Origin of the sequence: Microvirga terrae (assembly GCF_013307435.2) — a bacterium.
In the GTDB taxonomy this organism is placed as follows: Bacteria; Pseudomonadota; Alphaproteobacteria; order Rhizobiales; family Beijerinckiaceae; genus Microvirga; species Microvirga terrae.
Window position 1 is genome coordinate 1500372 of sequence record NZ_CP102845.1, and the last position, 18277, is coordinate 1518648.

Genomic DNA, 18277 nt, shown 5'->3' on the forward strand with positions numbered 1-18277 from the left:
CGCCAGTGACCTCAGAAGGAAAGGCCCCGCCTTGCGGGCGGGGCCGGACTTCGTCAGCTGCGCTTCGGCGGCGAAGCGGGCCAGCTCTTGATGAGCGTGTCGTAATCCACCGTCTCGCCCTTGGGCTTCTCGTTCGCGAGCTTGCGCTGAGGCGCGATGGTGCCGGCGGCTTCCGCCTTCTTGAACCACTCCTCGGCAGAGGTCTTCGGGTTCAGCTTCGGGCCGCATTCACCCTGCACATTGGCGCGCTCGAGGCGTCCAAGCACCTCGTCCTGGGCATTGGCCAGCGAAGTCATGGCTTCCTGAGGCGTCTTGGTGCCGGAGGCCGCGTCGCCGATGTTCTGCCACCAGAGCTGGGCGAGCTTCGGATAATCCGGCACGTTGTTGCCGGTCGGGGTCCATTGCACGCGGGCCGGCGAGCGGTAGAACTCGACGAGACCGCCGAGCTTGGGCGCGCGTTCGGTCATGCTCTTGTCCCAGATGTCGCTCTCGCGGATGAAGGTGAGCCCCACATGGCTCTTCTTCAGCGAGACCGTCTTGGAGGTGACGAACTGCGCATAGAGCCAGGCCGCCTTGCGGCGCTCCGCGGGGGTGGACTTCAGGAGCGTCCAGGATCCTGCATCCTGGTAGCCGAGCTTCATCCCGTCCTTCCAGTACGAGCCATGGGGCGAGGGTGCCATGCGCCATTTCGGCGTGCCGTCGGCATTCACGACAGGAAGCCCAGGCTTCACCATGTCGGCCGTGAAGGCCGTGTACCAGAAGATCTGCTGGGCGATGTTGCCCTGCGCCGGCACCGGTCCCGACTCGGAGAAGTTCATGCCCTGCGCCTGCGGAGGGGCATATTTCTTCATCCAGTCGAGATACTTGGTGATCGCATAGACGGCCGCCGGTCCGTTGGTGTCGCCGCCGCGCTCGACCGAGGAGCCGACCGGGCGGCAGCCTTCCATGCGAATGCCCCATTCATCGACCGGCAGTCCGTTCGGGATGCCCTTGTCTCCGTTGCCCGCCATGGACAGCCACGCGTCGGTGAAGCGCCAGCCGAGCGACGGATCCTTGCGGCCGTAATCCATGTGACCGTAGACCTTGACGCCGTCGACCTCCTTCACGTCGTTGGTGAAGAACTCGGCGATGTCCTCATAGGCCGACCAGTTGACCGGCACGCCGAGATCGTAACCGTATTTGGCCTTGAACTTCTCCTTGAACTCCGGACGCTGGAACCAGTCGTATCGGAACCAGTACACGTTGGCGAATTGCTGGTCCGGCAACTGGTACATCTTGCCGTCCGGCGCCGTCGTGAAGGACTTGCCGATGAAGTCGTTGATGTCCAGGGTCGGCGAGGTCACGTCCTTGCCTTCGCCCGCCATCCAGTCGTCGAGCGGGATGGCCTGCTTGTAGCGGAAGTGGGTTCCGATCAGGTCGGAATCGTTGACCCAGGCGTCGTAGATGTTACGCCCCGACTGCATCTGCGTCTGGATCTTCTCCACCACGTCGCCTTCCTGGATCAGGTCGTGGGTGAGCTTGATGCCGGTGATCTCGGAGAAGGCTTTGGCCAGGGTCCTGGCCTCGTATTCATGGGTCGTAATGGTCTCGGACACCACGTTGATTTCCTGGCCGGCGAAGGGCTTGGCCGCGTTCACGAACCATTCCATCTCCTTCAGCTGCTCGTCCTTGGAGAGGGTCGACGGCTGGAATTCGCTGTCGATCCAGCGACGGGCTTCTTCCATCCCGGCGAGAGCGACGCTTGAGCCGAGCGCCATGGCGATGACGCTCGTCGAGATGAACAGTTTCAGGTGCCGGTGAGATTGGGTGAGTTTCATTGGTTCCTCCCAGTGTGTGCCCTGGCCGGCTTGTGCGCTGGTCTTGTTCCCTCCGGTCCGGGCAAACCGCAGGGCATTGTTGAGCCATTCCCTCCTAGACGTAGCGGAACACGACGGCTGCGAAGAGCAGGGAAAGGCCGGACGCCCACCACAGGTCCGGGCCGACGAAGCCCAGCCAGGCGAGGTGGATGAAGGCCGCACCAAGTAGCGAGATGAAGAGGCGGTCGCCCCGGGTGGTCGGGATGCGCAGCACGCCGACACGTTCCGTCTCCGGACGGTAGATCGCCAGCACGGTCATCACGAGCAAGAGGCTCGCGACGGCTGCGAAGAATAAGCCGGTCTGCCATGTCCAGGCCATCCAGGCGAGATCGGGCATGCGAGGCTCCTCAGACCCGGCCCAGGGCGAAGCCCTTGGCGATGTAGTTGCGGACGAACCAGATCACGAGTGCGCCCGGCACGATGGTGAGCACGCCGGCGGCGGCGAGCAGGCCCCAGTCCATGCCGGCGGCCGAGATCGTGCGCGTCATGGTGGCGGCAATGGGCTTGGCGTTGACCGACGTCAGAGTGCGTGCCAGCAGCAGCTCGACCCACGAGAACATGAAGCAGAAGAAGGCCGCGACCCCGATGCCGGACGCAATCAGCGGCATGAAGATCTTCACGAAGAACCGCGGAAACGGATACCCGTCGATGGCGGCCGTCTCGTCGATCTCCCGGGGCACGCCGGACATGAAACCCTCCAGAATCCACACCGCCAGGGGCACGTTGAACAGGCAGTGTGCCAGGGCCACGGCCCAGGGCGTATCGAAGAGGCCGATGGCCGAGTAAAGGTTGAAGAACGGCAGGGCGAAGACCGCGGGCGGCGCCATGCGGTTGGTCAGCAGCCAGAAGAACAGGTGCTTGTCGCCCAGGAACCTGTAGCGGGAGAAGGCGTAGGCCGCTGGAAGCGCGAAGGAGATCGACAGCACCGTGTTGATCACCACGTAGGTCAGCGAATTGATGTACCCTGAGTACCAGCTCGCATCGGTGAAGATCTTGACGTAGTTGTCGAAGGTGATCTCCCTCGGCCAGAGCGTCAGACCCGACGTGATCTCCATGTTCGTCTTCAGGCTCATGTTGACGAGCCAGTAGATGGGCAGCATCAGAAACACGAGGTAGAGCGTCATCACCACGACCCGCCCGCTCACCCGCGGCCCGGACAGGGCGCGGTTCGCGGCCAGCGGGGCTGCAAGCGGCTTCGTGTCGGATCCGCCGACGACGATGGTTCCGGTCATGCTTCGACCCTCTCGCGTTCGGCGTCAACATTGGTCATGACGGTATAGAAGACCCAGCAGATGGCGAGGATGATCAGGTTGTAGACCAGCGACATGGCAGCCGCTTTGCCGAGATCGAACTGGCCGAGCGCCAGCTTCACCAGATCGATGGACAGGAAGGTCGTGGCGTTGCCCGGTCCGCCCCCGGTGATCACGAAAGGCTCGGTGTAGATCATGAACGAATCCATGAAGCGCAGCAGGACCGCGATCAGCAACACTCGGCGCATCTTCGGCAGCTGGATCGTGCGGAAGATCGCCCAGCGCGAGGCGCCGTCGATCCGGGCTGCCTGATAATAGGCATCCGGGATCGATTTGAGGCCGGCATAGCACAGGAGGGCGACGAGGCTTGTCCAATGCCACACGTCCATGACGATGAGGGTGATCCATGCGTCGAGAGAGTCGTTGGTGTAGTTGTAATCGATGCCGAGATGATTGACGATCCAGCCGAGCAAACCGATGTCGCCGCGGGCGAAGACCTGCCAGATCGTTCCGACCACGTTCCACGGGATGAGAAGCGGCAGGGCCATCAGGACGAGGCAGAGGGCCACCGGCCAACCCTCTCTCGGCATCGAGAGGGCCACCGCGATACCGAGCGGCACCTCGATCATGAGGATGATCGCCGAGAAGAGGAGCGTCCGCCACAAGGCGTCGAAGAAGCGTCCGCCGAGTTCCGTCGACGGATCGAGCAACTCCTGGAACCACCCGATCCCGTTCCAGAAGAACTGGTTGTTGCCGAAGGTGTCCTGGACCGAGTAGTTCACGACGGTCATGAGCGGCAGGACGGCCGAGAAGGCCACGATGGCGAAAACCGGCAGAACGAAGAGCCAGGCTCTGTTGTTGACGGTCTTCGTCATGCCCTGTGTCCTTCGATCAGCTCACCCGAGACGAGATGCCCGTCGGCATAGATGTGGATGTGGCGTGGGTCGAGCGCGAGCGCAGCCTCGCTCCCTTCGATCGAAAGCCCGTCGGGAACGCTGGCGGCGAGGGGCCGCCCGCCCATCTCGACCCTGGCGATCCGGGCACGGCCGATATCGTCGATGCGCCGCACGCTCACGGGCAGTCCGGAGCCTTTCGGCTGAAGGCGCACGAATTCAGGGCGGATCCCGAGCTCCACGCGCTCCCCATCGGCCAGGGGGCGGTAGATCCTCTCCAAGCGGATGGCTTCATTGCCGACGAAAGCCGTCGCGCCTTCGACCTTGCAGGGCAGGATGTTCATGCCCGGCGATCCGATGAAATGTCCCACGAAGGTGTGCGCGGGACGCTCGAACAGCTCGTCCGGCGTTCCCGTCTGCACCACGGCGCCGTCGTGCATGACCACGACCTTATCGGCGAAGGTGAGCGCCTCGGTCTGGTCGTGCGTGACGTAGATCATCGTGATGTCGAGAGCGCGGTGAATCTCCTTCAGGGTGGAGCGCAGCTGCCACTTCAGATGCGGATCGATCACGGTGAGCGGCTCGTCGAACAGGATCGCCGCCACGTCGGGGCGGACGAGGCCGCGCCCGAGGGAGATCTTCTGCTTCATGTCCGCCGTGAGGTTGCTGGCCTTGCGGTCGAGCACGCGCGTGAGGTCGAGGAGCCTTGCGATCTCCTCCACCCGCTGAGCCGTCCTGTCACGCGGCACGTGCCGGTTCTTGAGCGGAAAGGCCAGGTTCTCCCGCACGCTCATGGTGTCGTAGACCACGGGGAACTGGAACACCTGGGCGATGTTGCGTGCTTCCGTCGGTAGATCCGTCACATCGAGGTCATCGAAGAGGACGCGCCCGCGGGTGGGGCGCACCAGGCCGGAAATGATGTTGAGCAGGGTGGTCTTGCCGCAGCCCGATGGGCCCAGCAGCGCATAGGCGCCACCCTGGCTCCAGACATGATTGATTTCCTTGAGAGCGTAATCATCCGGCTTCCGGGGATCAGCCTTGTAGGCATGGGCAAGATGATCGAGGGTGATGCGGGCCATCCGTCTCTCCTCACGCCGCCTTCTGCGCGGGATCGGCAGCGGCAAGACGGCCTTCCGCATCGAACAGGAACAGATGCTTTGGATTGATCGAGGCCGTGACGACCGATTTCGGCTCCAGCCGCCGCACGCCCGGGACCAGCGCGATGAGCCGGTGCTCCTGGGCATCGAGATGGACGTAACTTTCCGAACCGGTGATCTCGGACACGGACACCACGGCCGGGATCGTGATCTCATCCGCTCCGCCGGGCTCAAGGCCGAGGTGGTGGGCCCGGAAGCCGATCGTGTAATCCCCGTCGGGAACCGACGCGAGAGGGCCGGTGGCCCGGATCTCGCCGCCGGTGCTCAGGGTCGCGCTGCCACCGGTTCTGCGGACCTTGAGGGTGTTGAGCGGAGGGTCGGAGAAGACACGGGCGGTGGTCAGATCGCGGGGGCGGCGATATACCTGCGGCGTCGGTCCGAACTGGGTCACCCGACCTTCGAACAAGGTCGCCGTGTTGCCGCCGAGAAGCAGAGCCTCGGACGGCTCCGTCGTGGCGTAGACGAAAATAGCCCCCGAGGCCGCGAAGACCCGCGGCAACTCCTCGCGCAGTTCCTCCCGGAGCTTGTAATCGAGGTTGGCCAGGGGCTCGTCGAGCAGGACGAGATCCGCCCGCTTGACGAGGGCCCGGGCGATCGCGGTGCGCTGCTGCTGGCCGCCGGAGAGATTCAGGGGCTTGCGGTCAAGATAGGGTTCGAGCTTCAGGAGCTTGGCGGCATCGCGCACCCGGGCATCGATCTCGTTCTTCGGAAGGCCGGACACGCGCAGGGGCGAGGCGATGTTCTCGTAAACATCGAGCGAGGGATAGTTGATGAATTGCTGGTACACCATGGCCACGCTGCGGCGCTGGACGGGCCAGCCGGTCACATCCTGCCCGTTGACGAGAACCCGTCCGCTTGTCGGCGCATCGAGCCCGGCCATGAGGCGCATGAGCGACGTCTTGCCGGCCAGAGTCGCCCCGAGCAGCACATTGAGGGAGCCGCGCTCCAGGGTCAGATGGACGTCGTCCACATGAACCGCTGCTCCGACCTTCTTTGAAACGCCTTCGAGAGCGAGAGTCATCGACCACACCCCCGGCGTCGGACAGGGCCGGCGGTCAAGACAGAATATGTCGCGATGATCGTGGCGCCAGTTCCCGCCACGTTTCGAGCGATACCACGCCCGTATGCGCTACCACTCACCGCGACGCTGAACGTCGCCGATTCTTGCGGACTCAAGAGCGCTTCTCCCGGCTGCAGACCCTTGGGGGCCTGAGCTTTCTTATGTCGTTATGGTGAAGGTATCTTGCCCCCAGGGCGAAAGCAACTGCCCGGCATCGGCGCGACACTGGTCTTCGACTGGACTGAACAGGTGCGCTGTTACTGCTGGCCAGAAGAATTTTGAACTGAAGCGCGCTTCGCGAGTTCAAGCACCACGTGCCGGTCTTGCTGTCCTTTCACCCGTCGCCGGCTCACTCCGCTCGCCCGTTGGGAGAAAGCCATGACTGACACTGCAAAACCTCTTGCCATCGTGACCGGCGCCTCGTCCGGCATCGGCTATGAACTCGCGAAACTCTGCGCCCAGAACGGCTACGATCTGCTGATCGCCGCCGATCAGACGGCGATCCACGATGCAGCCAAGGAATTTCGGACGCTCGGAGCCGATGTCGAGGCGGTCGAGGCCGATCTTGCCACCCTCGAAGGCGTCGACAAGCTCTACGCGGCGGCCAAAGGCAGGTCCGTCGGAGCGCTCCTGGCCAATGCCGGCCATGGGCTCGGCCATGCTTTTCTGGATCAGGAGTTTCGGGATGCACGTCATGTGATCGACACCAACATCACCGGCACGCTCTACCTGATTCAGAAGGTCGGCCGTGACATGCGTGCCAGGAACGAGGGGCGCATCCTCATCACCGGGTCGATCGCCGGGTTCATGCCGGGCACGTTCCAGGCCGTCTACAACGGCACGAAGGCCTTCATCGACTCCTTCTCCTTCGCTCTCCGGAACGAGTTAAAGGACACCAATATCACGGTGACCTGCCTCATGCCCGGCGCCACCGAGACCGAATTCTTCGAGCGGGCCGGCATGGAGGATACCAAGGTCGGCCAGGACAAGAAGGACGACCCCGCCTTCGTGGCGAAGGTGGGCTTCGACGCCATGATGAACGGCGAGGGCGACGTTGTCAGTGGCTGGAAGAACAAGTTCACCACCATCCTGGCCAACGTGACGCCGGCTGGCATGCTCGCCGAACAGCACCGCAAGATGGCCGAGCCCGGATCGGGCAAGCGCTGATCGCAACTTTGCTGCATTTCGTTGCAAACGAGTTCCCCGCGGATGTCGCGTTGACGATCGTCTGCTGATCGGTCAGGAGCGAGGGTCGAAACCGCGAGGGACTTTGCGATGACCAAGCCGACCGATCTGCAGCAGCGCCTGACGAGCCTCCTCGGTCCTTCGGCCGTCGTCACGGAAGGCTCAGATCTCGAGCCTTACGCCGTCGACTGGCGCAGGCTCTTTCCAGGGCGGCCGGCTTGCGTCGTCCGCCCGTCCTCGACCGACCAGGTCTCCCGGATCGTGCAGATCTGTCGCGAGGCCGGTGCGGCCATCGTCCCGCAGGGCGGCAATACGGGACTGGCCGGCGGAGCGGTGCCGGATCCGTCCGGGACGCAGGTTGTCCTGTCCTTCAACCGGATGGCGGCCATCCGCAGCGTCGACCCTGTCGGCTTGACCATCGAGGCCGAGTCCGGGTGCATCCTCAAGGTGGCGCAGGATGCCGCGGCTGCGGTCGGGCGCCTGCTGCCGATCAGCCTCGCGGCCGAAGGCTCCGCCACCATCGGCGGCGTGGTGGCGGCCAATGCGGGCGGGGTGAACGTGCTGCGCTACGGCATGACCCGCAGCCTCGTGCTCGGGCTGGAGGTGGTCCTGCCGGACGGAACCATTATCAACGGTCTGCGGAAGCTGCGAAAGGACAATGCGGGCTACGACTGGAAGCAGCTGTTCATCGGCAGCGAGGGGACCCTCGGGATCGTCACGGCCGCCGTCCTGAGGCTGCTGCCGAGGCCCAAGCACTCCGTGACCGCCCTGCTTTCGGTGGTTGACCCGGCAGCAGCCCTCCGGCTGCTCGAGCTCGCCCAGGACGAGCTCGGCGACCAGATTTCGACCTTTGAGCTGATCTCCGCAATGTCCATGCAGCTCGTCGCCAAACATGCCGGCCTGAAGGCTCCGATCGCCGAGGGCGAATGGTTCGTCCTGATCGAAGCGGCCTCCAGCCTGGCGGGCCTGCGGGAGGCGGCGGAGGCGATGCTGGGCTCGGCTTTCGAACAGGAGCTCGCTCTCGACGGCGTCATTGCCGAATCCGGCGCTCAGGCGGCCCAGCTCTGGGCCCTGCGCGAGCATGTGACGGAATCCGAAGCCCGGGAAGGCAAGAGCGTCAAGCACGATGTCTCCGTGCCGTTGACCGAGGTTCCGCGCTTTCTCACGGAGGCCGGAGAGGCGCTGGCGGCCGGAGCCCCGGGCACCCGCGTGAACGCTTTCGGGCATCTGGGCGACGGCAACATCCACTACAACGTGCTCGTGGATGCGGATCACGACGCTTCTCTCGTGAACCGCATCGTGCACGACGTGGTGGCGGCCTTCGGCGGCAGCATCTCGGCGGAGCACGGTATCGGTCAATACCGGGTGGGCGAGCTGGCGCGCTACCGCGCGGCCTCCGAGATGGAGCTCGCCCGCGCGCTCAAGCGCGCCCTCGACCCGGACAACCGCCTCAATCCGGGCAAGGTGCTCCTGACCTGAGGAGCTCAGCCTCGGCCGAGCGTATAAAACTCGTCGTTCGGCCGCATGCTGGTGACATTGGCGAGACGGTTCGACATGGCAAAAAACGCGGCAATCGCCGCGATGTCCCAGACGTCGTCTTCCGTGAATCCATGAGCGCTCAACGCCGCGATGTCCGCATCGCCGACCGCGTAGGCCTCGAGAGCCACCGTCATGGCGAAATCGAGCATCGCCTTCTGGCGTGGCGTGATGTCGGCCTTGCGGTAGTTGATCGCGATCTGATCGGCGATCAGCGGGTTCTTGGCCCGGATCCGCAGGATCGCCCCGTGGGCGATGACGCAATACTGGCACTGATTGGCGTTGCTCGTCGCCACCACGATCATCTCGCGTTCGGCCTTGGTGAGGCTGCCGGGCTTTTCCATCAAGGCATCGTGATAGGCGAAGAAGGCGCGGAACTCGTCCGGCCGATGCGCCAGCACCAGGAACACGTTCGGCACGAAGCCCGACTTCTCCTGAACCCCGAGAATGCGCGCGCGGATGTCCTCCGGCAGGTCGGAAATCTCGGGCACGGGAAATCGGCTGATCGGCGGCTTGGTCACGAGAGGCACCTCTTCCTGTCCGACCCCGGAGGCGGCGTTCCTTCAGGGCCGTATTGCCAGATCGAGCTTATTCGGGTTGGATCCTGCAAACAACGAGGAAGAAGCAGTGCGGAGGACAGGTCCCATGGATGCCCAGAACGCCCTTGCCGAAGACAAGGTTCTGCTTCGCGAGGATCGCGACGGCGTGGCGACGCTCACCCTCAACCGCCCGGCCCAGTTCAATGCCCTGTCCGAAGAGATGCTAGCAGCCCTCCAGGCAGCGCTCGACGATCTGAAGGAGGACGAGGCCGTGCGCTGCGTCGTTCTCGCCGCCGCCGGCAAGGCATTCTGCGCCGGGCACGATCTCAAGCAGATGCGGGCCAATCCACGTCAGGATTACTACGAGAGGCTGTTCGCGCAATGCAGCCGGGTCATGCAGGGCATCGTGAACCTGCCGGTTCCGGTGATCGCCCGGGTCCATGGCATGGCCACGGCGGCGGGATGTCAGCTCGTCGCGTCCTGCGATCTGGCCGTTGCTGCGGAAAGTGCCACCTTTGCCGTGTCCGGCATCAATGTCGGGCTGTTCTGCTCCACCCCCGCCGTGGCGCTCTCCCGCAACGTCTCGCCCAAGCGGGCCTTCGACATGCTGGTGACGGGACGTTTCATCTCATCCACTGAGGCCCTGTCTTTCGGTCTCGTCAACCGTGTGGCGCCGGATGCGGAGCTCGACCGGGCCGTCGCCGGGCTGACGGCCGATATCCGCGCCAAAAGCCCGGTGGCGATCCGCATGGGCAAGGCCATGTTCGGCCGCCAGCGCTCGATGAGCCTGGAGGAGGCCTATGCCTATGCGGGCAACGTCATGGCCTGCAACATGATGGCGGAGGATGCCGCCGAGGGCATCGATGCCTTCATCGAGAAGCGCAAGCCGGAGTGGAAGGCGCGCTGATCGAGCGCTCTTCCATCAAGCTCCCGCCTTCCGGGCCCGCGCCATCTCGCGCAGCTGGAACTTCTGGATCTTGCCCGTGGATGTTTTCGGGAGTTCCGTGAAGATGACGGTGCGCGGGCATTTGTAGGACGCAAGCTGCTGCCGGCACCACGCGATGATATCGTCGGCGGATGCCGATTGATCCGGTTTAAGCTCCACGAAGGCACAAGGCGTTTCGCCCCACTTCTCGTCCGGCATCGCCACGACGGCTGCCGCCTGAATGGCCGGATGCTTGTAGAGGGCATCCTCCACTTCGATGGACGAGATGTTCTCGCCGCCGGAAATGATGATGTCCTTGGAGCGGTCCTTGAGTTGCACATAGCCGTCGGGGTACTTGACCCCGAGATCCCCCGAATGGAACCAGCCGCCTTCGAAGGCCTTGGCCGTTCCGGCTGGGTTCTTGAGATAACCCTTCATGACCACATTGCCGCGGAACATGACCTCGCCGAGGGTTTTTCCATCGGCCGGCACCGGCTGCATGGATTCCGGATCGAGCACGTCGAGATCCTCCAGCACGGGGTAGCGCACACCTTGCCGGGCCTTCTTCGCGGCATAACCGCCCGGGTCGAGCGCATCCCATTCCTCATGCCATTCGTTGACCACCGCCGGGCCGTAGACCTCCGTCAGGCCGTAGAGATGCGTCACGTCGAAACCTGCCGTCTTCATGGCAGCGAGCACCGCTTCCGGCGGCGGCGCGGCGGCCGTCATGAATTTGACCGTATGGGGCAGGGGGCGCTTTTCCAAAGCAGGGGCATTGAGCAGGGTCGACATGACGATGGGCGCGCCGCACAGATGCGTGACCTTCTGGTCGGCGAGCGCATCATACATGGGCTTCGCCCGGACGGCCCGCAGGCAGACATGGGTTCCCGCCACGAGGGAGAGCGACCAGGGAAAGCACCAGCCGTTGCAGTGGAACATGGGCAGCGTCCACAGGTAGACCGGGTGCTGCCCCATCCCGGCGGTGAGGATGTTGCCCATGGCGAGCAGGTAGGCGCCGCGATGATGATAAACCACGCCTTTGGGATCGCCCGTAGTGCCGGAGGTGTAGTTCAGGGTGATCGCGTCCCATTCGTCCTGGGGCAGGCTGCAGGCGAAATCCGGATCGCCTGTCGCCAGGAACTCCTCGTATTCCATGGATCCCAGCCGCTCGCCGGATCCTGTGAATTCCGGGTCGTCGTAGTCGATGACGAGCGGCTTGGCGGAGGTCAGTTCGAGCGCTGCCCTGAGGGTGGCCGAGTACTCCCGGTCGGTGATCAGCACCTTGGCTTCGCTGTGTTCCAGGCAGAAGGCGATGATCTTGGCGTCGAGGCGGGTATTCAGGGTGTTGAGCACCGCGCCGGCCATGGGCACGCCGTAATGGCATTCCAGCATGGCGGGCGTATTGGGGAGCATCACCGAAACGGTGTCGCCACGCCCGATGCCTCGCCGGGCAAGGGCGGAGGCGAGACGCCGGGATCGGGCATAGAAGTCGCGGTAGCTGCGGGTCAGGGAGCCATGAATGAGCGCCGGGCGGTCCGGGTGGACGCGGGCGGCGCGCTCCAGGAACGAGAGCGGCGTCAGCGGCTGGTAATTCGCCTGATTCTTGTCGAGGTCGGTGTCGTAGATCGTCGAAGCCACTGTCGTTCCTCCCCTGGCGTCGAGTATCGCTAGGGGAGGGCGGGCTGACAACCCTCCGACCTATCGGCGGCCAGGCCGCAATGCGGTCATTCCTTCACCGACATAACGGCGCGCTGTGCCTTCGCGGTGATCTCGCCCCAAGCCTGGGCCCGGATGTCGGAGGTCTGGCATACCCAGGATCCACCCACGGCCACCACGTTCGACAGCGCAAGCCAGTCCCGGGCGTTCTTTTCGTCGATGCCGCCGGTCGGGCAGAAACGCGCCTGCGGAAACGGGCCTGCAAGGGCCTTCATGGCGGGAATGCCGCCGGCGGCAACCGCCGGAAAGAATTTGACGACGGGAAAGCCATGGGCAAGCGCCGCCATGAGTTCGGACGCGGTCGCGATGCCCGGAATGAAAGGCAACTCGCCCCCGCTCGCGGCCTCAAGCAGGTCGGGCGTGGCGCCGGGGCTCAGGGCGTAGCGTGCGCCGAGGGCCCGAGCACGCTCCAGATCCTTCGGCGTCAGAACGGTCCCGATGCCGACGATCGCCTCGGGCACATCCTGGATGATGGCCGCTGCGGAATCTGCGGCGGCAGGCGTGCGCAGGGTGATCTCGAGCAGGCGCAACCCGCCCGCAACGAGGGCCCGGGCGAGGGGAACCGCATCCTCCACACGTTCCAGCGTGATCACCGGAACGATCGGGCCGGCGCGGAGGATGTCGGCCAGCTTCTTGCTGCGGGAGTTGGCGAGATCCTTCAGGTCTTGGGGCATGGGAGGAGTTCCTTGGATGGCATCGATTATGGCATCGCGTCGCGCGGAATGATCGCGCCGCGATAGCGCACCACCTGTCCGGCCAGGCGATGCCCCGCCGCCGCGGCGGAACGGGGCCCCTCGCCGGATAGTCGCGCATGGAGGTAAGCGGCCGCAAAGCTGTCGCCCGCAGCGGTGGTGTCGACAACGTCGTCAACGGGCGTGCCGGGCACGACGATGTCCTCACCTTGCGAGAGGACGCGGCATGTCAGATCCGGGTGCTTGAGGACGATCTCGGCCCGGTCCGAAAAGGCCAGCAATTGGTCCACGCCGCCAGCGCCGAACAGCAGGTCGAGATCCTCCGTCGAAGCGAGGATGATATCGGCACATGCGAAAGCCTGACGGAAGGCGGCCCGCGCGATCTCCGGATCGGTCCAGCCCCGCGGACGGAAATTCGTGTCGAAGGCCACGCGCCTGCCTTTGGCCCGTGCGTCCTGGAGCACGGCGAACAGGCGTTCGCGTCCTTTCTCCCCGTAGAGGGAAAGAGAGATCCCCGACAGATAGATCAGATCATAGGCGGCAATGGCGTCGATGACGGTCTCCGCCTCCGGCGCCTGAAACAGAAGGCGCGCGGCGGCGGTTTCGCGCCAGTAGGAGAACCGGCGCTCGCCCTTCGGGTCCGTCTGGATGATGTAGAGACCCGGGAGACGCCCGGGCAGGCGCAGCACCCGTTGCGTCCCAACACCTTCCTTGGTCCAGGCCTCGATCAGCTCGTCGCTCCAGCTGTCGTCTCCGAGGGCGGTGATGTAATCCGTGTCCGTTCCCAGGCGGGAGAGATAGACGGCGGTGTTGAACGTATCGCCGCCATAGCCGCGGGACAGGCGGCCGTCGGCCTCCTCCCTCAGCTCGATCATGCATTCTCCGATGCAGGCAACCCGTGTCATGCTTTCACCGTGGCGCTTCCCGAATATGGTGAGCTCAAGCTCTTTGTCGATCCAATACCGTCAATACTGCGATTTTGCGACAGGGAAAGTGCCATCCGATCATCCATCGGCGCCCCGTACAAAGACAGCCGGAAAAGATCTTGCCCCGCTGGATTCCGCGGACGATCACCGAAACCAGCATGGCCAGCGCCCTGTATCGAATTTCAGGCTGCTTGCCGCCCACCTCCGGCCCGAACGCGCGGCGGGCTCGAGGGACCGCGCGGCGAGCATTCGGCCGGCCATTGACGAGAAATCGACAAGTAACCGTTACTATTGTGCGGAAAGCGAGCGATCGCATCTTTAATTCTTGGCTGAAAGCGTTATTGAGAGTCTGCTGTCTTATGCATTCACCATCTACAAAGGAGTTTCTGATGGCCAAGACTGCAACCAAAGTTTCAAAGAAGGCCCCGGCCAAGAAGGCTGCGGCGCCTAAGGCTGCAGCAAAGGCATCGTCGAAGGCCGCCAAGGCGCCTGCAAAGGCCGCCAGCAAGGCTGCAGCCTCCAAGGCTGCCGCGTCCAAGGCGGCTGCATCCAAGGCCCCGGCGAAGAAAACGTCTGTGAAGAAGGTGGCGAAGGCTTCCTCCACGACGTCCTCGCCGATCCTGACGCTGCGCCACATCGCGGAGAAGCTCTCCGAACTGCACGAGCTCCCGAAGCGTCAGGCCAACGAGATGCTCACCCAGGTCGTCGACATGATCGCCAAGAGCCTGAAGAAGGGCGACAAGATCCGCCTGACCGGCCTCGGCATCCTGCAAGTCCGCAAGCGCGCCGCCCGCATGGGTCGCAATCCTCAAACCGGCGAGCCGGTGAAGATCAAGGCATCGAAGAAGATCGCCTTCCGCGCGGCCAAGGACCTCAAGGAAGCCATCTGATCGTCCAGCCCATGAGGCCGCGCTCGTCCGCTCGCGGGTGAGCCGGCAGCCCTTCAGGGCAAAGAGCAAGGCCGATCAAATCGGCCTTGCTCTTTTTGTATGGAGGCAGCGCCCGTTATCGGCGATGAACAGCCTCCAATTGGATGCGCCTTGATCAACCCTCGACTGGTTTGGTGGCGAACGGGCTCTAGAATAGAATCGTGCAGACCGATCAGCCCCGGCCGTCTCGCCGCTCCAGACTTGTTCGCGTCATCCTTGGACGGCTGGCCCTGTCGCTTCTGCTGGGCCTCGGGATCGTCGCCGGGCTGATCCTAGGCGACGTCGTTGCCATCCCCAACCGGCTCAACCCTTTCACGCCGTTGCGCGTCGCCGACGACGTCAACTGGTTGACGCGGCTCAAGCTCTCCCGTCTTGAGCGGGACAGGGAGCAATGCCGCGCGGTTCTGGCGGATGCACCGGTCGTGCACCGATCGGTGGCCGATCGCCCCTTGGACAAGGGATGCGGTTTGTCCGACGCCGTCGAGGTGTCGCGATCTTCAATCGGCTTGAACCGCGAGTTCACGGCGACCTGTCCGCTCGCGGTCGCCTGGTCGTTGTTCGAGACGCATGTGTTGCGCCCGGTGGCCCGCGAGCAGTTCGGGCAGGACGTGGTGCGGGTCGTGCATCTCGGGACGTATGCCTGCCGCAACATCAATCATCGCGCCCAGGGCCGTCGGAGCGAACATGCGACGGCCAATGCCATCGACGTGGCAGGGTTCGTGCTGGCGGATGGGCAGCAGGTTACCGTGCAGGCCGATTGGGTCGGCGGCAATTCACGGCGGTCTGCGTTTCTCCGCGCGCTCAGGAATGGAGCCTGCAACGTGTTCGATGTCGTGCTCAGCCCCGACTACAACGAGGTGCACCACGATCATTTCCATTTCGACATGGGCTCTCACCGGGCATGTCGATGAGAGAAGGCTGGCTCGCCTCCTTCAACCGTCCGCGGGAATCAGTTGAAGGCGTAGCTCGGGGAGTCGCCCATCTCGGCGGCCCTGGCGGCGAGCAGCAGCGCTTGGCCGAGTTCGCGCGCATGCTCCGGCGTCATTGCGATCGGCATCTGACGGCGGATGCCGCTCTCATATTCTTCTGGTGTGGTCGCGAGTTCGATCATCATCATTGCGTCGCAGCCATCGAGGGTGCCGACGGAGAAGCTGGTGAGTGCGCCGATCAGATCCATATCCGGTTTCATGGCTGTGCCCCTTGCGTAGCGTAAGAAATCATTACCGAAAGACCGGACCCCTGTCTGCTCTGCGTATAGAGAGTGGATTTTGTTACGTCTACTGAAGGCCCGATCGGCAGGGCCCCGCAGGAGGGCCTGGAGGCGGCCCGGCCAGCACTCTCACGAGGTGCCTGGATCGTCCGCCTGGGACGGGAGCCGCGCCGATTTATCGGCCACGCTTGCGTACCAAAACCCCGGCTGAAGCGTTGACAGACAGCAATCGTGGCAGCCGTCGGCGGATGAGGACCTTGGAGCGGAGGTGGTCATGGTCAATAGGCTCCTGAGTACTCTCGCGTTTTGCCTGCTGGCCAGTGACGTTCTTGCAGCCGGCCCCAGCCTCTCGGAAGCCCAACTCGACGTTGCTCTCGTCATCGCGGTCGACGTATCGTCCTCCATGGAAAGCGAGGAGCAGGGGCTGCAGCGCGAGGGCTTCATCGATGCCTTCCGCTCGTCCCTCGTCCACGAGGCCATCGAGAACGGCGTCAATGGACGCATCGCCGTGACCTATGTCGAGTGGTCCGGCGTGAAGGATCAACGGGTCATCATGCCCTGGACGCTGATCGACAGTCCCGAGAGAGCGGTGTCCTTTTCCAATCAGCTTGCCTATCAACCCCTTCGCCAAGCGGGGATGACGTCCATTTCGGGAGTCATCGACTACAGCCGCAAGCTCTTCGAGCAGCTGGGCGGAGCTCCTGTTCGCCGCGTCGTCGACGTGTCCGGCGACGGCCCCAACAACGACGGCCGCCACGTGACCTACGCACGGGACGAGGCCGTTGCAGACGGCATCATCATCAACGGCTTGCCGATCATGTTCAGGCGGGCTGCCGGTACTCCGGAGATGGAAGATCTCGACCTGTACTTCAGAGAGTGCGTCATCGGTGGCGTCGGCTCGTTCGTGCTGCCCCTGCACGACCCCGAGCAGTTCGCCATGGTCATCCGGACGAAGATCATGCGTGAAATTGCCGGGATCGGTGACGGAAGGCCGCTGATCATCCCGGCTCAGCAAGGCAGCATGAACTGCATCACGGGCGAAAGACGCAAGCAGGAGGACCTGCTGAGCCAGGAGAAGAAGCCTTGACGGGCACGCGTGCAAGCAAGCCCGCCAAGGAGGCCGTGGCTCAACGAAGCCGCGACCCTTTTCGAGACCTCCAACGGGTCACTTCATGAGACCTGCCGCCCTCAAGGCCTTCGTAATGACCGCGCCGACGTCCAGGGGCGAGGAAGCCGATTGTCGGTCCTGCTGCGACTCGTGCGCGGCCCTCTTTGGTTCCGGGGCTTCCGGGGCAGCCAGGAACGGTCGGGGAGCCGCTTCCGAGGTCTTCGGGATCTCTCGGAGTTCGGGTCGGATCCCGGCCTTTCTCTCGGAAGGCTCCGTCAATCCCCAGAAGGCCGCGATCCGGTAACTCGAGGAAATACCCACGTCGAGAAGGAACGGACCGGCCGCTCCATAGCTGTTCTCGTCGGTGCCGACGGCCAGGGGCGTTCCATGCGCCATGCCGGTGATGACGTATTCTTCGACGACCTCGTTCCCGGCCGCATCCGTCCAGGCGCGTCGCGGGTATCCATCCACTGTATCGCTGCGGCCGGGGGCGGGCGGCACGCCGTGGACGTTCGTCCACTGCTTGATGATCTCGCCTGCATTCATCGGCTTGACCGTCGCGTCGGCACTGCCGTGCCACACCGAGACTTTGGGCCAAGGCCCCCGGTGGGATGAAGCGCCGCGCACGAGGTCGCCCCACTCGGTTGCCGAGCGCGTCTGACCCTGGAACATGCACTCGAAGGCTTCCGGCACGCTGGTCGCGCAGCGATAGGGAAGTCCCGCGATGATGGCTCCGCCGGCGAAGACATCCGGGTAAGCCGCAAGCATGGTCGAGGTCATTGCGCCGCCAGCCGAGAGACCGGTGACGAAAATGCGGCCGCGATCCACCCCATGCTGTCGAACGGCATGCTCGACCATCTGGCGGATCGACAGGGCTTCGCCGCGGTCGCGCTCGATGTCGCCAGCCTGAAACCAGTTGAAGCAGCGCTTCGGGTTATTGGCGTCCTGTTGTTCGGCGTATAGCAGAATGAAGCCATAGCGATCCGCGAGTGCCGACCATCCCGACCCGTGATCGTATCCGGCTGCGGTCTGCGTGCATCCGTGCAGGACGACCACGAGAGCCGGGGAGGCGGGGGTATAGTCCGGAACGTAAGTCAACATGCGGAGATTGCCGGGATTGGACCCGAAGCCCGTGGTCTCGGCCAGCCGGCTTGGCGCCGGTGTGGCATCGAACGCGGTAGCGGCGGCGTTCGATGCCTTCATGACGGTTTCCCACTGGCGGCGGTAATGGGCCAGCTGCCGAATCATTTTCCCTAAACGTTGCGTAGTCATGGGCCCTTCCGGGTAAGGAGTTG

Annotated in this window: 19 protein-coding genes; 6 read left to right on the forward strand and 13 right to left on the reverse strand. The window is 64.1% G+C overall.

The features are described 5' to 3' along the window. Positions 1-53 precede the first annotated feature (53 nt). From HPT29_RS07110 to HPT29_RS07135, 6 genes are all read right to left on the reverse strand, one after another. Positions 54-1757 (reverse strand): ABC transporter substrate-binding protein, encoded by a 1704-nt coding sequence (locus tag HPT29_RS07110; RefSeq protein ID WP_432807298.1) that lies wholly within the window; start codon positions 1755-1757, stop codon positions 54-56. A 154-nt stretch (positions 1758-1911) separates the two neighbouring features. Beyond that, positions 1912-2193 (reverse strand): DUF2160 domain-containing protein, encoded by a 282-nt coding sequence (locus tag HPT29_RS07115; protein WP_173947821.1) that lies wholly within the window; start codon positions 2191-2193, stop codon positions 1912-1914. A 10-nt stretch (positions 2194-2203) separates the two neighbouring features. Next, the gene (locus tag HPT29_RS07120; RefSeq protein ID WP_173947857.1) at positions 2204-2980 is read right to left on the reverse strand and encodes a carbohydrate ABC transporter permease; all 777 of its coding nucleotides are present in this window, start codon (positions 2978-2980) and stop codon (positions 2204-2206) included. Positions 2981-3084: 104 nt separating this feature from the next. Then, positions 3085-3981, reverse strand: a complete 897-nt coding sequence (locus HPT29_RS07125; protein ID WP_173947822.1) for a carbohydrate ABC transporter permease — start codon at positions 3979-3981, stop codon at positions 3085-3087. Then, entirely contained in the window at positions 3978-5078 is a 1101-nt protein-coding gene (locus HPT29_RS07130; RefSeq protein WP_173947823.1) for an ABC transporter ATP-binding protein, read from the reverse strand. The genes HPT29_RS07125 and HPT29_RS07130 overlap by 4 nt, the downstream gene beginning before the upstream one ends. 10 nt (positions 5079-5088) lie before the next feature. Then, a complete protein-coding gene (locus tag HPT29_RS07135) occupies positions 5089-6177 on the reverse strand; it encodes an ABC transporter ATP-binding protein (RefSeq protein ID WP_173947824.1) in 1089 nt (362 codons plus the stop codon). Between the two features lie 417 nt (positions 6178-6594). Here HPT29_RS07135 and HPT29_RS07140 point away from each other — a divergent pair, with 417 nt between their 5' ends. Next, complete coding sequence (locus HPT29_RS07140; RefSeq protein ID WP_173947825.1) at positions 6595-7383, forward strand: SDR family NAD(P)-dependent oxidoreductase; 789 nt, start codon at positions 6595-6597, stop codon at positions 7381-7383. 108 nt (positions 7384-7491) lie between these two features. Continuing rightward, a complete protein-coding gene (locus tag HPT29_RS07145; protein ID WP_173947826.1) occupies positions 7492-8880 on the forward strand; it encodes an FAD-binding oxidoreductase in 1389 nt (462 codons plus the stop codon). A gap of 5 nt (positions 8881-8885) precedes the next feature. Here the strand turns inward: HPT29_RS07145 and HPT29_RS07150 are convergent, their stop codons facing one another. Further along, entirely contained in the window at positions 8886-9458 is a 573-nt protein-coding gene (locus HPT29_RS07150) for a peroxidase-related enzyme (protein WP_173947827.1), read from the reverse strand. Between the two features lie 124 nt (positions 9459-9582). On the opposite strand from HPT29_RS07150, the gene HPT29_RS07155 reads away from it, so the two are divergent. Then, a complete protein-coding gene (locus HPT29_RS07155; RefSeq protein ID WP_173947828.1) occupies positions 9583-10383 on the forward strand; it encodes an enoyl-CoA hydratase in 801 nt (266 codons plus the stop codon). Positions 10384-10398: 15 nt separating this feature from the next. On the opposite strand, the gene HPT29_RS07160 is transcribed toward HPT29_RS07155, so the two are convergent. From HPT29_RS07160 to HPT29_RS07175, 4 genes are all read right to left on the reverse strand, one after another. Continuing rightward, the gene (locus HPT29_RS07160) at positions 10399-12039 is read right to left on the reverse strand and encodes an acyl-CoA synthetase (RefSeq protein WP_173947829.1); all 1641 of its coding nucleotides are present in this window, start codon (positions 12037-12039) and stop codon (positions 10399-10401) included. An 86-nt stretch (positions 12040-12125) separates the two neighbouring features. Continuing rightward, positions 12126-12791, reverse strand: coding sequence for a bifunctional 4-hydroxy-2-oxoglutarate aldolase/2-dehydro-3-deoxy-phosphogluconate aldolase (gene eda, locus HPT29_RS07165; RefSeq protein WP_173947830.1), 666 nt, complete (start codon positions 12789-12791; stop codon positions 12126-12128). Positions 12792-12817: 26 nt separating this feature from the next. Continuing rightward, a complete protein-coding gene (locus HPT29_RS07170; protein WP_285892603.1) occupies positions 12818-13684 on the reverse strand; it encodes a sugar kinase in 867 nt (288 codons plus the stop codon). Between the two features lie 64 nt (positions 13685-13748). Further along, a complete protein-coding gene (locus HPT29_RS07175) occupies positions 13749-14339 on the reverse strand; it encodes a hypothetical protein (protein WP_173947832.1) in 591 nt (196 codons plus the stop codon). Here HPT29_RS07175 and HPT29_RS07180 point away from each other — a divergent pair. Together HPT29_RS07180 and HPT29_RS07185 are read left to right on the forward strand one after the other, a co-directional pair. Continuing rightward, entirely contained in the window at positions 14320-14625 is a 306-nt protein-coding gene (locus HPT29_RS07180; RefSeq protein WP_490722749.1) for an HU family DNA-binding protein, read from the forward strand. The two genes, HPT29_RS07175 and HPT29_RS07180, sit on opposite strands and share 20 nt — an antisense overlap. 200 nt (positions 14626-14825) lie before the next feature. Then, positions 14826-15575: an extensin-like domain-containing protein gene (locus HPT29_RS07185; protein WP_210272136.1), complete on the forward strand. Its 750-nt coding sequence runs from the start codon at positions 14826-14828 to the stop codon at positions 15573-15575. A 38-nt stretch (positions 15576-15613) separates the two neighbouring features. Here HPT29_RS07185 and HPT29_RS07190 read toward each other — a convergent pair whose 3' ends face one another. Further along, the gene (locus HPT29_RS07190; RefSeq protein ID WP_173947833.1) at positions 15614-15841 is read right to left on the reverse strand and encodes a hypothetical protein; all 228 of its coding nucleotides are present in this window, start codon (positions 15839-15841) and stop codon (positions 15614-15616) included. Between the two features lie 307 nt (positions 15842-16148). Between HPT29_RS07190 and HPT29_RS07195 the strand changes: the two genes are divergently transcribed. Then, the gene (locus tag HPT29_RS07195) at positions 16149-16961 is read left to right on the forward strand and encodes a DUF1194 domain-containing protein (RefSeq protein ID WP_173947834.1); all 813 of its coding nucleotides are present in this window, start codon (positions 16149-16151) and stop codon (positions 16959-16961) included. 78 nt (positions 16962-17039) lie between these two features. On the opposite strand, the gene HPT29_RS07200 is transcribed toward HPT29_RS07195, so the two are convergent. Then, on the reverse strand, positions 17040-18254 hold the full coding sequence (locus HPT29_RS07200) for an extracellular catalytic domain type 1 short-chain-length polyhydroxyalkanoate depolymerase (protein ID WP_173947835.1): 1215 nt from the start codon (positions 18252-18254) through the stop codon (positions 17040-17042). Positions 18255-18277: the final 23 nt, after the last annotated feature.